This window comes from Secundilactobacillus hailunensis, from assembly GCF_005405185.1.
Taxonomy (GTDB): Bacteria; Bacillota; Bacilli; order Lactobacillales; family Lactobacillaceae; genus Secundilactobacillus; species Secundilactobacillus hailunensis.
On sequence record NZ_BJDO01000010.1, the window covers coordinates 26,335 to 42,635 of the forward strand.

The 16,301-nt window shown below is 44.2% G+C and carries 13 protein-coding genes; 10 read left to right on the forward strand and 3 right to left on the reverse strand.

The window, feature by feature from the left end:
- Window positions 1-114: 114 nt before the first annotated feature.
- The 3 genes from yidC to rpmH form a co-directional block, all read right to left on the reverse strand.
- Window positions 115-918: a membrane protein insertase YidC gene (gene yidC / locus FFM73_RS04385; protein ID WP_137630593.1), complete on the reverse strand. Its 804-nt coding sequence runs from the start codon at window positions 916-918 to the stop codon at window positions 115-117.
- Between the two features lie 23 nt (window positions 919-941).
- Window positions 942-1,304, reverse strand: coding sequence for a ribonuclease P protein component (gene rnpA, locus FFM73_RS04390; protein ID WP_137630571.1), 363 nt, complete (start codon window positions 1,302-1,304; stop codon window positions 942-944).
- A gap of 84 nt (window positions 1,305-1,388) precedes the next feature.
- Window positions 1,389-1,523 carry a 50S ribosomal protein L34 gene (rpmH, locus tag FFM73_RS04395; RefSeq protein WP_137630572.1) on the reverse strand — a complete coding sequence of 45 codons (135 nt, stop codon included), beginning with the start codon at window positions 1,521-1,523 and terminating at the stop codon, window positions 1,389-1,391.
- Between the two features lie 481 nt (window positions 1,524-2,004).
- Between rpmH and dnaA the strand changes: the two genes are divergently transcribed.
- The 10 genes from dnaA (at window position 2,005) to FFM73_RS04445 (ending at window position 16,252) form a co-directional block, all read left to right on the forward strand.
- Window positions 2,005-3,339, forward strand: coding sequence for a chromosomal replication initiator protein DnaA (gene dnaA, locus FFM73_RS04400; protein ID WP_137630573.1), 1,335 nt, complete (start codon window positions 2,005-2,007; stop codon window positions 3,337-3,339).
- 250 nt (window positions 3,340-3,589) lie between these two features.
- Window positions 3,590-4,729, forward strand: coding sequence for a DNA polymerase III subunit beta (dnaN, locus tag FFM73_RS04405; RefSeq protein ID WP_137630574.1), 1,140 nt, complete (start codon window positions 3,590-3,592; stop codon window positions 4,727-4,729).
- A gap of 327 nt (window positions 4,730-5,056) precedes the next feature.
- Window positions 5,057-5,302, forward strand: a complete 246-nt coding sequence (gene yaaA / locus FFM73_RS04410) for a S4 domain-containing protein YaaA (RefSeq protein WP_170173453.1) — start codon at window positions 5,057-5,059, stop codon at window positions 5,300-5,302.
- Window positions 5,303-5,306: 4 nt separating this feature from the next.
- Entirely contained in the window at window positions 5,307-6,425 is a 1,119-nt protein-coding gene (gene recF, locus FFM73_RS04415; protein ID WP_137630575.1) for a DNA replication/repair protein RecF, read from the forward strand.
- A 33-nt stretch (window positions 6,426-6,458) separates the two neighbouring features.
- Window positions 6,459-8,405, forward strand: coding sequence for a DNA topoisomerase (ATP-hydrolyzing) subunit B (gyrB, locus tag FFM73_RS04420; protein ID WP_137630576.1), 1,947 nt, complete (start codon window positions 6,459-6,461; stop codon window positions 8,403-8,405).
- Between the two features lie 138 nt (window positions 8,406-8,543).
- Window positions 8,544-11,063, forward strand: coding sequence for a DNA gyrase subunit A (gene gyrA / locus FFM73_RS04425; protein ID WP_235874454.1), 2,520 nt, complete (start codon window positions 8,544-8,546; stop codon window positions 11,061-11,063).
- A gap of 294 nt (window positions 11,064-11,357) precedes the next feature.
- Window positions 11,358-11,645, forward strand: a complete 288-nt coding sequence (gene rpsF, locus FFM73_RS04430; protein ID WP_054655621.1) for a 30S ribosomal protein S6 — start codon at window positions 11,358-11,360, stop codon at window positions 11,643-11,645.
- Window positions 11,646-11,680: 35 nt separating this feature from the next.
- Window positions 11,681-12,217 carry a single-stranded DNA-binding protein gene (gene ssb, locus FFM73_RS04435; RefSeq protein WP_137630578.1) on the forward strand — a complete coding sequence of 179 codons (537 nt, stop codon included), beginning with the start codon at window positions 11,681-11,683 and terminating at the stop codon, window positions 12,215-12,217.
- Between the two features lie 24 nt (window positions 12,218-12,241).
- Window positions 12,242-12,478: a 30S ribosomal protein S18 gene (gene rpsR / locus FFM73_RS04440; RefSeq protein ID WP_054655617.1), complete on the forward strand. Its 237-nt coding sequence runs from the start codon at window positions 12,242-12,244 to the stop codon at window positions 12,476-12,478.
- Window positions 12,479-12,901: 423 nt separating this feature from the next.
- Complete coding sequence (locus tag FFM73_RS04445) at window positions 12,902-16,252, forward strand: leucine-rich repeat protein (protein ID WP_171001202.1); 3,351 nt, start codon at window positions 12,902-12,904, stop codon at window positions 16,250-16,252.
- The last annotated feature ends 49 nt before the right edge of the window (window positions 16,253-16,301 follow it).

The following is a 16,301-nucleotide window of genomic DNA, read 5'->3' on the forward strand; positions in this document are numbered from 1 at the left end:
TTCAACTTGTTATTTATTACCAGCCAAATAGCTGCTAAAAACGCCAAAAAAAATCTCAGAGCAGGTTATGACCACTCTGAGATTAATTATTTGCTTTAAAAAATTGCTGTTCAGTTACTTGCGACGACTTTTCTTAGCCCGCCGAATAGCTTTTCTAACTTGTCGTTCACGTGCTTTTTCTTTCTGGTTTTTCTCTTCACGTTCGCGGCGAATCTTCCAAGGATTTTGAATCACCAAGGTTTGACCCACTTGGAACGCGTTGGTAATTACCCAGTAAAGTGACAGCGCACTTGGCAAGTTTAACGCGGTGATGAAGATAATCACGGGTGTAGTGAACGTCATCATAGTTGTCATGGTATTAGACTCAGGTTGCCCTTTCATCATGAGCCATGAACTTAAGAAGGTAAAGACTGCAGCTAGAATTGGTAAGATCATATATGGATCTTTTGCTCCTAGTTGCAACCATAAGAAATGACCAGACCGTAAAACGTCGGTCCTAAAAATAGCTTGGTACAAAGCCCAGATAATTGGCAGTTGCACAATCATTGGTAAACACCCAGCAACCGGATTGACACCCGCTTCGCTATAGAGCTTTTGCTGCTCTTCACGCAGTTTCGCCATGGTCTCTTGATCACGGGATGAATACTTCTGTTGCAGCGCCTTTAACTGGGGCTGAATCTCTTGGGTCTTACGCATACTGCGGGTTTGGAAAACCATCAATGGTAAGATGATGATCCGCACGATGATGGTGAAGACGATGATCCCCATACCATACCCACCAAAAATGTGAGCTAGCCAAATAATGGCTCGGGAGAAGTTTAACAGGATAACGCCATCCCAAAGTCCTGTGCTATGTTCAGTGATTGGCTGATTACCACAAGCCGTCAATAAAACGGACAGGCCAACGATTCCAAACATAGTTATAAATCGTTTTAATTTTTTCACTGGTCTTCCTCGCTATAATCATTATCAAGCAATTTCGCAAGTTTCAAGACGTGCGTCAAGTGCGTCTTGATCTCCGGCATCGGCATTTCTGAGGTTGACGGTCTAGCAATCACCAAAAAATCAACGTCCTGCTTTAAATAGGGTTTCAGTTCGGTCAGTGATTGCCGAATTCGGCGTTTGACCCAATTGCGGTGAACCGCGTTACCGATTTTTTTACCCACTGAAATTCCTACCCGAAAATGGGGCTGATTTGGCCGGTCCATCCGGTAAACCACAAACTGACGGTTTGCAACGGACTGCCGTGTTTCAAAAACCTCTTGAAATTCCGCTTCTTTCTTTACGCGGTAAGATTTTCGCATATTGCATCTCCAAAATGTCTGCTAACTTTTATTTTTATTTATTTTGCAAAGATAAAAATAAAAGACCACTGATTGGTCAGTGGTCTATGCAGACAATACTTTTCTACCTTTTTGACGTCGACGTGCTAAAACCTTACGGCCGTTGCTCGTGCTCATACGCTTGCGGAAACCGTGTACGCGTGAACGGTGACGTCTCTTTGGTTGATATGTGCGCTTCATAAACTTACACCTCCTGATCTTCAGGCATGAAGCCATTATTTACATCTCTAAATGCATTTCTAAAATATAATAGCATATCTAGCGCCAACATCAAAGGCTAAATTTAAAAAAAGCGCTTTTTTTTCGCTTTAAAAAAATTTGTTTCATGATTTAGGGGTGTGGATAACTGGTTAATTTTAGAATTGAAGAGAGCGTTTTTTAACTGAGTTATCCACTAGTCCACAGCCTGTGGTTTCTCAATCAAATTGCCCTGTTAATTTTGGGGACAAACTTGTGAAACACCTGATATTACAGCATTTGTTTTACACAACCGCCTGTGGATAAAAATGTTTCACAGAGCTTTTAATAAAGTTATCGACAGCCCTGTGGAAAACTTTATACCTGCCTGTGAAACAATTATCCACAAGTTCAAAAGGCTGTGGAAAACTTTTTTGTGGCATGCTAAACTGAATTTATCAATTTAATATGGGGAGGAAGAAAAGTGCTTGATTTAGACACTCTTTGGGGTGAAATCAAAGACGGTTTCCAACAGAAAATCGCCCCAACTGCTTTTAAAACGTGGATCGCATCTGCCGAGCCCGTTAAGTTAACTAACAATCGTCTGACAATCAAGCTACCATCGGAGCTACACCGTGATTACTGGCAACGCAACTTAACGCAGCCGTTAGTTGAACTGGCCTATGAATACGCCCAAGAGGATATTCAGCCAGTTTTTATTGTTGCTGATAACACTGAAAACTCCCAGGTATCCACACTTGAACACCCCGCAACAGCCTCTGCGCCATTTAGTCAGAGCGCTAAGCTGAATCCAAAATATACCTTTGACACCTTCGTCATTGGTAAGGGAAATCAGATGGCCCACGCTGCTGCGCTGGTTGTTTCCGAGGAACCTGGCGTGATGTATAACCCACTATTTTTCTATGGTGGTGTCGGTTTAGGTAAAACCCATTTAATGCATGCCATTGGTAACAAGATGTTAGCCGATGATCCAAACGCTAAAGTTAAGTATGTCACTAGTGAGGCGTTTACGAACGACTTTATTACTGCAATTCAATCAAAAACTCAGGATCAATTTCGCGAAGAGTATCGCAGCGTTGACTTACTGTTAGTAGACGATATTCAATTCTTCGCTGATAAGGAAGGGACTCAAGAAGAGTTCTTCCATACCTTTAATGATCTTCACGACGACGGTAAGCAGATCGTTTTAACGTCAGACCGACTACCAAATGAAATTCCCAAGCTGCAAGATCGTTTAGTATCGCGCTTCGCTTGGGGCCTCTCAGTCGATATTACGCCACCCGATCTGGAAACCCGGATCGCTATTTTACGTAATAAGGCGGAAGCCGATAACATTGCCATTCCGGATGAAACCCTAAGTTACATTGCCAGCCGGATTGATTCCAACGTGCGTGAACTGGAAGGCGCCCTAGCCCGTGTCCATGCGTATTCCAAGATGGTCCATCAGCCGATCACGACTGAATTAGTTGCTAGCTCACTGAAGAGCCTCAAACTTGATCGCCGTTCCAGTGAACTCACGATTCCGTTGATTCAAGAAAAGGTTGCCAAATATTATCACGTTTCTTTGACTGATCTAAAGGGCAAGAAACGAATCAAAACCATTGTCGTACCCCGGCAAATTGCGATGTACTTGTCCCGGGAACTTACTGACAGTTCGCTGCCAAAAATTGGCAATGAATTTGGTGGCAAAGACCACACCACCGTCATTCACGCTTACGATAAAATCGCGGACGCGCTCAAAACGGACAGTGATTTACAGGCCGAAATTACGAATCTTAAGACTGAAATTGAAAGATAGCCCTAGACAGTAAAAAAGTAATCGATTTGATTCAAGTTTCAAGTCGGCTACTTTTTTTACTGGTCCGAATAGGCTATTATAGATAAGACTTCGACACGGCTGCTGTGGAAAACTTAAAAAGTTATGCACAAGTTATCCACATGTGCATAACTTATCGTTACTGCGTGTTTCGCAAACTTATCCACAGTATCCACCGCCCTACTATTACTATTCTTTTTATTTATATTATGGATTATAAGGAGTACTCACTATGAAATTTACAATTAATCGCGCAGCGTTCATCAAAGAACTCAACACTGTCCAACGCGCCATTTCTTCCAAAACCACGATTCCGATCTTAACCGGTTTAAAATTAGTGGCTGACGATAGTGGTTTAACACTAACCGGTTCAGATGCTGACATTTCAATCGAAACGTTAATTCATGCTGATAATCCAGATAATCAACTGGCCATTCAAAGTCCAGGTGCCATTGTGTTGCCTGCCCGTTTTTTCAGTGACATTGTTAAACGGCTGCCAGAAGACAACATGACGTTAGATGTGACTGAAGGTTTTCAGACGGAAATTACTTCCGGTTCGGCTTCCTTTACCATTAATGGGTTAGACGCCAACAACTATCCGCACTTACCAGAAATCGACGCCACCGATGCCATCACCTTAACGGGTGACGTTTTCCGGGAACTGATCAACCAGACCGTTATTGCCGTTTCTAATCAGGAAAGCCGGCCCATTTTAACTGGGGTCCACTTTACGTTGGTTGATAACCAGCTATTAGCCGTTGCCACCGACAGTCATCGGTTGAGCCAGCGCAAAATTGAATTGCCATCCGCAGCATCCGCAACCTATGACGTCATCATTCCCGGTAAGAGTCTGACGGAACTGGCCCGCATGATTGGCGATGATAATCCTGACGTTGAAATGCGGCTATCCGAAAACCAAGTGTTATTCACGATCGGTGACACCCTGTTTTATTCCCGGTTACTGGAAGGCAACTACCCGGACACTTCTCGTCTGATTCCCAATGACTCGACGACGAGTGCTGAATTTGATGCTAAAGGGTTATTGGCAGCCATCGAACGGGCTTCACTGCTATCCCATGAATCACGGAACAACGTTGTTAAGCTGACCCTAGATCCGGCAAATAACCAGGCCAAGATCTTTGGGAATTCACCTGACGTTGGGAACGTTGAAGAAGCCTTAGCACCCAGTGAAATGACTGGCGATGAGCTAGAGATTTCCTTTAACCCCGATTACATGAAGGATGCACTGCGGTCATTTGGAGCAGCAGTGATCACGATTGCCTTTACGTCGCCTTTGCGGCCATTTACGCTGGTGCCAACTGAAGATAAAGAGAACTTTATCCAGCTGATCACGCCAGTCCGGACTTTCTAACAGTAAAAATCACTCAAAACACCGCTTCGGTTTTTAACCCGAAGCGGTGTTTTTTTGTCCCTAACGGTGTGTTAGTTAACAAGAACTGTTATAAAAGCTGTCATAATTTGCGGCTAAAATGGTGTTTTTTCGTGCGTTTGTCTTAAAAAAAGACGGTTTTAAATCTGTTTAACATCGTTTTACACGTAAAACGCTATTTTTAAGCTCTAAGCGTTTTTAGCTTAATTATGACAAATTACCTTACGAATATAAAAAACCGCTTAAATACCGTGAAATGAAACAGAAACTATACTTTTACCCCCAAAAAGCGTATAATTATAAGAGAAAATGAAGGTGGGTGAAGCCGTGAAAAAGGAAGTTTTCATTGAACCACCCTTTATCACCTTAGGCCAGTTGCTTAAAGAAGAAGCAATCGTTGGCTCAGGTGGTCAAGCCAAGTGGTATTTGAAGGAACATGCGGTTGATGTGAACGATGAGCCGGATAATCGGCGCGGACGAAAACTATATCCAGGAGATACGGTCGATGTCAAAGATGTCGGGCTATTTTTTATTCGCTTAAATCAGGCTGAATAAGCTTATGAAACTAGAAGAATTAAGGTTGCGACATTTTCGTAACTACCAAGATCTGACAGTTACCTTTGGTCCGGGCGTCAACGTGTTGCTGGGTGAAAATGCTCAGGGCAAAACAAATTTGCTGGAAGCCATCTATTTTTTGGCTTTAGCTCGAAGCCATCGGACCAGCAATGACCGTGAATTGATCAGCTGGCAGGCCGAAAACGCGCAAGTTTTTGGGCGGGTTCAAAAACACAGTGGCCAAACCCCACTGGAATTAGACCTTTCTAAGCACGGCAAAAAAGCCAAAGTGAACCATTTGGAACAGGCGAAGCTATCCGGGTATGTGGGGCAGTTAAACGTGATTTTATTTGCCCCCGAGGATCTCAGTCTCGTTAAGGGGTCACCGCAGGGTCGGCGTCGTTTCATGGATATGGAATTCGGGCAGATGAGTCACCGTTATTTGTACAATACGGCGCAATATCGGACGATCTTAAGACAACGCAACCGCTACCTCAAAGAATTAGGCAGTAAACAGCAGTCAGATCTGGTGCTGTTAGACGTGTTATCTGATCAGCTGGCAGCATACGGTTCAGAGATCATTAGCGCCCGCGTGACGTTATTAAAACGGCTAGAAGTCTGGGCAGCTCAGGTACACCAAGAAATTTCTCAGCAGCGCGAAACATTATCATTTCACTACGTTACCAGTGTTAAAGATGATGATCTGATCGATACCCAGCATATTTATGATGCACTCAAACTGCTGTATCAGCAGCACCGTGATAAAGAACTCTTTCGGCGGACGACGCTTATCGGACCGCACCGGGATGACTTAAAATTCCTGGTGAACGATAAAGACGTCTCCAGTTTTGGCTCTCAAGGCCAGCAACGGACCACCGCACTAAGCGTTAAGTTAGCTGAAATTGATCTGATGCACGAACAGACCGGTGAGTATCCGGTTTTACTGCTGGATGACGTGCTGTCAGAATTGGATGACAGCCGGCAGACGCATTTATTGACTGCAATTCAAGATAAGGTACAAACCTTCTTAACCACGACGAGTTTAAGCGGCGTAGCGCAAAAATTGATACATCAACCAAAAGTATTTCGAATCAGCAATGGTGAAATCCAGGCTGATGACTAGTTGTCTCAGGAGTTAGAGTGAGGAGGATCACACTTGGCTGAAGAAAAAGAAACTAAACAGGAACGTGCTCGCGAATACGATGCCAGTCAGATTCAAGTTCTGGAAGGGCTTGAAGCAGTTCGGAAACGGCCCGGCATGTACATTGGCTCGACCAGTTCACAAGGACTGCACCATCTGGTCTGGGAAATCATTGATAACGGGATCGATGAAGCCTTAGCTGGTTTCGCCGATGCGATTCACGTGACGGTTCATAAAGATAATAGTATTACGGTGGTGGATAATGGTCGTGGTATCCCAGTTGATACCCAGAAGAAAACCGGTAAGTCGGCGTTGGAGACGGTATTTACGATCCTGCATGCCGGCGGTAAATTCGGCGGTGGCGGCTACAAAGTTTCCGGTGGCCTGCACGGTGTGGGCGCTTCAGTTGTGAATGCGCTGTCCTCTGAACTCGATGTTAAAGTGGCTCGTGGTGGCAAGCGTTACTACATGGACTTTGCCTATGGCCGGGTCACCACGCCGATCAAGGTGATCGATACTGGTCTGCCGGAAAACGTTCACGGCACCACGGTTCACTTCTTACCAGATTCCGATATTTTCCGTGAAACGACCACGTTTGATATTAAAACGCTGACCACGCGGATTCGGGAATTAGCCTTCTTAAATAAAGGCTTGCGGATCACGATTCGTGATGAACGGCCAGAAAAGCCAACGGAAGAATCCTTCATGTATGAAGGCGGTATCAAACATTACGTGGAGTATTTGGATAAGAATACTGATGTGCTGTTTGATGACCCAATCTACGTTGAAGGCCAGGAAAACGGCATTACGGTGGAAGTTGCCCTGCAGTATACGGATGGCTACCATTCTAATCTGCTGACGTTTACCAACAATATTCACACCTACGAAGGCGGGACCCACGAAGAAGGGTTCAAACGGGCGCTGACGCGAATCGTTAACGACTATGCCCGCAAGAATAACATGATGAAGGATAACGAAGCTAACCTGAGCGGTGAAGATGTGCGTGAAGGGATGACGGCCGTCGTCTCCGTGAAGCATCCGGACCCACAGTTTGAAGGTCAAACCAAGACCAAGCTGGGAAACTCCGATGCCAGAACCGCCGTTGATCACATTTTCAGTGAACACTTCATGAAGTTCTTGATGGAGAACCCAACGACTGCTCGAAAGGTCGTTGATAAAGGGACGCTGGCTTCTAAAGCGCGGGTAGCTGCCAAACGAGCCCGTGAAGTGACCCGGAAGAAGAGCGGCCTGGAAATCAGTAATTTACCCGGTAAATTAGCTGATAACACCAGCAAAGATCCAGCTATTTCGGAATTGTTCATTGTCGAAGGTGATTCAGCCGGTGGTTCTGCTAAACAGGGCCGTTCACGGTTGACGCAGGCAATCTTGCCGATTCGTGGGAAGATTTTAAACGTTGAAAAAGCCAGCATGGACAAGATCTTAGCTAACGAAGAAATTCGCTCCTTGTTCACTGCCATGGGGACTGGCTTTGGGGATGATTTTGATGTCTCTAAGGTCAATTACCACAAATTGATCATCATGACCGATGCCGATGTGGATGGCGCGCATATTCGAACTCTGCTATTAACACTGATCTACCGCTATATGCGGCCGTTACTCGACGCTGGGTTCGTTTACATCGCTCAGCCACCGCTGTATCAAGTCCGTCAGGGTAAGATGCGACGTTACATCGATTCCGACGAAGAATTAAACACCATTATGGGTCAGTTACCACCGTCACCAAAACCAGTGATCCAACGGTATAAGGGACTTGGTGAAATGGATGCCAGTCAACTGTGGGAAACCACGATGGATCCAGAAAAGCGCCGGCTCTTACGGGTCGATCCTAGCGACGCGGCGGAAGCGAACGAAGTCTTTACCACGTTGATGGGTGACAAAGTCGAACCACGGCGCGACTTTATTGAAACGAATGCAAAGTATGTTGAAAACTTGGATGTCTAGTGTGAATTGGTTTGTTGATTCACTGGGGATCATTGATTGGCGGGTAGTGATTACCCGCGCCATATTAGCTGGGAGGTACTAAATTTGGCGAATGAAGAACTGCCAAGTCGCATCACGGATGTCGATTTAGCGAAAACCATGCGGACTTCATTTTTGGACTATGCTATGAGTGTGATTGTCGCTCGGGCACTGCCAGATGTTCGTGATGGCCTGAAACCAGTTCACCGCCGGATTCTTTACGGGATGAGTGAATTAGGGGTAACGCCTGATAAACCGTACAAGAAATCGGCTAGAATTGTTGGGGATGTCATGGGGAAGTTTCACCCCCATGGTGACGCCGCAATTTACGAAGCCATGGTCCGAATGGCACAGGACTTCAGTTACCGGTATATGTTAGTTGACGGCCATGGGAACTTTGGTTCAGTCGATGGTGACGGTGCCGCTGCTATGCGGTATACCGAAGCACGTTTGAGCAAGGTTGCCATGGAAATGCTGCGCGATATCAACAAGGACACCATTGATTACCAGCCGAACTACGATGGGACTGAAAAAGAACCTGTTGTTCTGCCGGCCCGCTTTCCAAACTTACTGGTCAACGGGGCTTCTGGGATTGCCGTTGGGATGGCCACTAATATTCCGCCGCATAATTTGGCGGAAGTCATTAGTGCGCTGCATATCTTGATGAAGAATCCGGATGCCACAACGGCTGACTTGATGGAGGCACTACCTGGACCTGATTTTCCAACCGGTGGTGTTGTCATGGGTAAATCCGGTATCCGGAAAGCTTATGAAACCGGTAAGGGAACCATTACCTTACGGGCTAAAGTTGAAATTGAAGAAGATAAGAGCGGCAAGCAAAAGATCGTGGCCACTGAGATTCCTTACATGGTCAACAAAGCCCGTCTAATCGAGCGGATTGCTGATCTGGCGCGGGATAAACGCATCGAAGGCATCACGGATGTTAACGATGAGTCTGACCGTGAAGGGATGCGGATCGTCGTTGATGTCCGCCGGGATGCCAGTGCCGAAGTCATTTTGAACAATCTGTACAAGATGACCATGATGCAGACCTCCTTTGGGTTCAATATGTTGGCCATTGTTAACGGTTCGCCCAAAATTTTGAGCTTAAAAGAAATTTTGCAGTATTACCTGGCTCACCAGCTGGAAGTTATTCGGCGGCGGACTGAATTTGAGCTTAAAAAAGCGAAAGCGCGGGCTCATATTCTGGAAGGCTTGCAAATTGCCCTTGATCACATTGATGAGATCATCTCGATCATCCGTAATTCGCAAACGGCTGAAGTTGCTAAGAATGAGTTGATCAACCGTTACTCACTTTCTGAGAAACAAGCGCAAGCTATTTTGGATATGCGGCTGGTTCGTTTGACTGGTCTGGAACGTGATAAGGTTGAAAAAGAATATGCAGAACTGCAAAAGTCCATTGCTGAGTACCAAGCAATTTTGGCCAGCAAAGACAAGCAAAACCAAATCATCTACCAAGAACTGCTGGATATTCAGAATAAATTCGGCGATAAGCGCCGGACTGAACTGATGGTCGGCGAAGTTTTGAGTCTTGAAGACGAAGATCTGATCGAAGAAGAAAACGTCATGATCTCCTTGACCCATAATGGCTACATCAAGCGGTTACCAACGTCTGAATTTAAGGCGCAAAATCGTGGCGGTCGTGGTATTCAAGGTATGGGAATTCACGATGATGACTTCATCGAGCACCTCGTTTCGACTTCAACGCATGATGTGCTCTTGTTCTTCACTAATGCCGGTAAAGTTTATCGGATGAAGGGCTATGAAATTCCTGAATACGGACGTTCCGCTAAGGGGATTCCAGTCATTAATCTGTTGAACATTGAGGCGGGTGAGAGCATTCAAGCCGTGATCAACGTGTCCGATGCTGCTGGTGACCAACAGAAATACCTGTTCTTTACCACCCTGCACGGGACCGTTAAGCGGACACCAGTGAGTGACTTTTCTAACATTCGTTCCAACGGGCTCAAAGCTTTGAGTCTAAAAGACGATGACCAATTGATCAACGTCTCCATCGTGGATAACGAACAGTGCATGATCATTGGGACACATTCTGGCTATGCGGTCAGCTTTAAAGCCAGTGATGTTCGCTCAATGGGTCGTTCCGCTACTGGTGTTCGTGGGGTTCGGCTTCGTGACGATGATTACGTGGTTGGTTCAGCCATTTTAGGTCCCAACGATAACGTATTCGTCATTTCTGAAAAGGGCTACGGCAAACAGACACCAGCTAGCGAGTACGCGATTAAAGGTCGTGGTGGTAAGGGTATTAAAACCATTAACGTGACCGAAAAGAACGGCCCGCTTGCTGGCTTGACCACGGTGACCGGTGAAGAAGATATTATGCTGATTACTGATAAAGGTGTCATGATCCGGTTTGGTGTGGAGAACGTCTCACAAACTGGTCGGGCAACCTTAGGGGTTCACCTGATTCGCTTAGATGATGACGCTAAAGTTGCCACCATGGCGGTGGTCGAGAAGGAAGCACCTGAAGATGAGTCCGATGACGCAACTGCAGATGCTACCGATAATGATGGCGATACGTCGTTAGACCGCTTAGTCGATCGGGCGACGGATGATTCTGATTCATCGACTGATAGTGACAATCCTGATAACGATTAATTAAACACAAGAATTTAAAAAGGACGGCAATTAGTGCCGTCCTTTTTTTCGTAGTTAATCCTATAACCATCATCTCTTGCCAGGTTAGGCTTAACTGGGATTCATCACTTGAGGCATGCGGCAGTTAAATGGGGTGAAAAGTGAACTGCTAGCAGGCTAATTTTAAAATAACATTGCACTTTGGCTTGAACTTTGGTAGAATAATATTCTGTGAGTAATCCATTCGGATAACTCTCCTTGCTCTCTTAAAACTCAATGAAGAGGGCCTGAAGTCCATAAGGAGGTGCAAATTTCATGAAGTATGAAATTACCTACATCATTCGTCCAGATCTTGACGATGCATCAAAGACCGCATTGGTCGACCGTTTCGACAAGATTTTGACTGATAATGGTGCAGATTTAATCGATTCAAAAGATTGGAAGAAGCTTCGTTTCGCATACGAAATCGGTGGCTATAACGAAGGTCAATACCACGTTATTAACTTAACTACTGATAACGATACTGCTTTAAACGAATTCGACCGTCTTTCAAAGATCAATGACGATATTCTTCGTCACATGATCGTAAAACGTGAAGACTAATTTTTGACATTTAATGACTGAGAGGAGCGGGTCGTATGATCAACCGGGCAGTGCTTACCGGACGCTTGACAAGAGATGTTGATTTGCGGTATACCCCAAGCGGGGCAGCAGTTGGGAACTTTACGTTAGCTGTTGATCGGCAATTTACCAATCAAAACAACGAACGTGAAGCTGACTTTATCAACTGTGTTATTTGGCGGAAATCTGCTGAAAACTTTGCTAACTTTACCCACAAGGGTGCGTTAGTGGGGATCGATGGCCGGATTCAAACCAGAAACTACGAAAATCAACAAGGTCAACGGGTCTACGTTACCGAAGTTGTGGTTGAAAACTTTGCTTTATTAGAACCGCGTTCAGCGAATAATAATAACGCAGGGAATTCGAATAACGCTAACAACTCCGGCAACAATAATGCACCCACTGGCAATGCTCCTCAGAACACTAATCCGTTTGGTGATCCAAAAACCAATGGAGCGGCTAACAATAATCAAAACAACGGGAATAACCAAGCTGACCCATTTGCAAATAATGGCGATTCGATTGATATTTCCGATGATGATTTACCGTTCTAAACGGATCGAATTGGAGGGAAAATCATGGCTCAACAAAGAAGAGGTGGCCGTCGTCGTCGTAAAGTCGACTTCATCGCCGCAAACCATATCGAATACATTGACTACAAAGATACTAACTTATTGGAACGTTTCGTTTCAGAACGTGGTAAGATTTTACCACGTCGGGTGACTGGCACTAGTGCCAAGAACCAACGTAAGTTAACGATTGCTATCAAGCGTGCACGGATCATGGGCTTAATGCCATTCGTTGTCGCTGATTAGTCTATCTAGTATAGTGATTGAAAGGCGTCAACCAGTACTGCTGGTTGACGTTTTTTTGTGCTTTAAGAACCGGCTAAAATCAAAAAAACTATTTCTCGAGTAGTGTTATCAGATTACCAGTGTTAAGGCTTTTCTGGACACTGTGATTGAATTTGAGTTATAAAAGTTAGTGTTTCGTGAATTATTTAGATAAAATTAGTGTATTTAAAGCAATTAATTAATTGCTTGATAGTTCAAACCGGTATAATAGTGGTATAGTAATCACTGTCTTTAAGAGTAATAGCTATTTATGAATTATAAAGAGAGAAATTCACAAGGATAAGGGGAATCATAAAGTACATGAAAATAACTAACCGATTAAATAATTCGGCTTTGGCACAGTCATGCCAAGTTAGGTGCAAAAAGGGAAACTGCTGGATACACATGGGTATCATTACGCTGACGCTGGTAACGGGTTTTACTGTTAGTACAACGCTTGCTAGTGCCCAAACCCAAACAACAGCAACTACTGATGCTACTCAGATAACTAAAGTCAGTAGCGATGCTACGACTTCGGGCAATGCATCAGATCAAATGGGTGCAACAGCAGCGTCTTCTCAATCAACAAGCAGTGTTAGGCCTGATGACAGTAGTTCTAGTAGTGTATCCTCTAATAATGAAAGCGTTTCCAGTTCTTCTACTAGTCAAGCCAGCAGTTCAAATGATTCATCAATGACTAGTTCATCAAGTCAGGACAGTTCCCAAAAGACTGAATCGAAACCAACTCAGCAGACAGCAACTGACGTTAACGGCCATAAACTTGATTTAGATACATTAGATAATCAAACATCAACTGATAAAACTGCAATAAATGAAGACGCAGCAACTAAAACAACAGCTGATAAAGCCACAACAACAGTGACTAATGCGTCTCAACAAGTGGCGAATGATCCGGTTGTAAAGGATACGACGGGTAATTATTGGATGCAGATACCAGCAACAGATCCTAAAAATGGTCAGATAACGGGTGCTAACACGTACACGCAGTTAACGGATTATAGCTACCAAAAAAACAGCGATGGTTCAACGTACAGTGTTACAGGATATACCGGCGAGTTACAAAAGTATCTTGCAGGTGGTGTGACCCCTGAAAACGGGTATGCGACGGCAATTACTCTGCCAGATACTTATAATGGTGATGCAGTAACGATGGTTGCCGAGGATGCGTTTGATAATGAAAGGCGTAACCAGCCGCAGATCGTTAAAGCCTTAACACAAGTTACATTCGGCAAAAACATTAACACAATTGGGCAATCAGCTTTTGCTGGTAATCAGATAACTGGTCAAGTGGTTATTCCCAATACAGTTTGGGCAATTGGTGATAACGCTTTTGCGGATAATCAAATTCCGAGTGTTGTACTGGGATCAGGAACTTGGTTTACTGGACACGGGACGTTTGCGAATAACCAGATTAACCAGCTTGATTTAGGTACAGGTGTGACAGTGATTGGTAATGGTACGTTTGCAAATAATCAATTAACAACGTTAACGTTACCAGACCAAATTGGGCAGATCGATAATTCTGCATTTCAAGGTAATAAAACATTAACAACGGTCAATTTCGGCAAGCAGAGTAAGTTAACAAGTATTGGGACGGCTGCTTTTGCGGATGATCAAATCAGCAGCATTGACCTACCTGATACAGTGACTAATCTGGGTGATCAGGCGTTTGCAAACGACCCCCTCAACACGTTGGTACTTAGTAACAATGTAACAACGATTGGGACCAAAGCTTTTGCGAACAGTTATCTTAGTGGCACGATTACCATCCCTAATTCCGTGATAAGTATTGGTGATCAGGCGTTTGAAAATAACCAAATTAGTGGGCTAAATTTAGGTTCGGCTGTAACGACGATTGGAACAAGTGCGTTTGCGAATAATCAAATTAAAACCGTTGTTATTCCCGATTCAGTTACTGAGATTGGAATTAATGCTTTTGCTAATAACCAAATTACTGCAGTAACGTTAGGCAATAACGTTCAAACAATCGATACAGGAGCTTTTGAACACAATCTCATAGGTAAGATCACCATTCCTGATATAGTGACTAATATTGGTGAAAGTGCTTTTGCCAATAACCAAATTACTGCAGTAACGTTAGGCAATAACGTTCAAACAATCGGTACAGGAGCTTTTGAACACAATCTCATAGGTAAGATCACCATTCCAGATACAGTGACTGATATTGGTGATAACGCCTTTACTAACAACCAAATTACTGCAGTAACGTTAGGTAATAATGTTCAAGAAATCGATACGGGTGCTTTTGAACATAATCTTATTGGTAAGGTCACTATTCCTAATACAGTGACTAATATTGGTGATAATGCCTTTGCTAATAACCAAATTACTGCAGTAACGTTAGGTAATAACGTGACAACAATCGGGACTAACGCGTTTGTTAATAACTTAATTGGGGGTACATTGACGATACCAAGTAAAGTTATTTCAATTGGTAAGTCGGCCTTCTTTAATAATGAAGTTACGGAATTAGATATCTTAAGTGATCAGATTCAAACGATTGCTACTAACGCGTTTGCCCAAAATAAAATTAGTAAGGTAGTAACCGCGACCCAAATTACTTCAGTTGATTATTTAGAGGGTCAAAACGCCGTCGTTAACGTAATGACAACTGCCACAGCCACTCAAATTGACCATGCCTCACAAGCAATTGAAGCGGCTCTAAGTGATGGGATTCACCCAGGTGTCATGCTGCCAACCGACTTAAAATTTATTGATGGCAATGGTATTCAATGGCTTTATGATCCTAAATTAGACACGCTGACGGATCCTACTGGTCAGATACCAGCTTATCAGATTACGTTTACGTTTTCTTCAGATGGTAGTAGCAGTTATGGCACAAATGATTTAGTTATGAATTTAACGTTTCCTACCGCTGCTGAAAGGTCGCAAACGGGTCCAGCTGTAGTGGCAACCACCACGACGTTAGATTATCAGACGCCGGATGGTATAGCCCGTGGTAGTGTGACCTTGATCGGCAATCCTGGAGACCCAGGAACCATTTTTAATCAGTCTGAAATTTTGAATCATATTCCTACGAATTATGACTTGGCGGTACCGGTGAATCAGTTACCAATACTAAAAGCGCAAGCAAAGAATCAAACGGTCATCATTCCGTTAGCTGGTCAAGATGACACGACAACAACGTCTTCACAGCCAGATAATGTGGGCCCAGCGACAACTGGTGAACCAACTACTCAAACTACAGTACCAGTTGTTGATCCAGAGCAACCGCAAACGGATGCAACCGCTGATCCCGGTACAGCTATAACATCGACAGAGCCTGGAAAAGCCGTTGTTAACGTAAATGAGAAGGGTCATTCTGATCTGCAGAACACTACAGATAAAGCTCATAGTGTACCCTCGACGGCTGAAGATGTGCGGGGTAATCAAGCTGTACAGACGATAACTGGTAAAGCAGCATCCGCAACGGAAGCCATAATGGCAACTGCACCTCGGAAAACCGCTATGAGTAATCAAATCGCTAAAAAAGCGACAGTGACGCCACTTTCGGCTAAGCAGGTGACAGCTACTAAGCAAACTGCTAACAAGCTAACTGCTACCAAGCCAACCACGAAGCAGCAGACAGCTTTGCCGACAACTCATTTGCCACAAACAAGTGAGACTTCGTCAGCTAAGCCAACGTTGATTGGTGCATTACTGTTAAGCATTTTGAGTTGGTTTGGTATTTCGCGGAAACATGAACATGATTAATAAAAACTCTCTCAAAGCAGGTGAACTACTTGAGAGAGTTTTTGTGGTT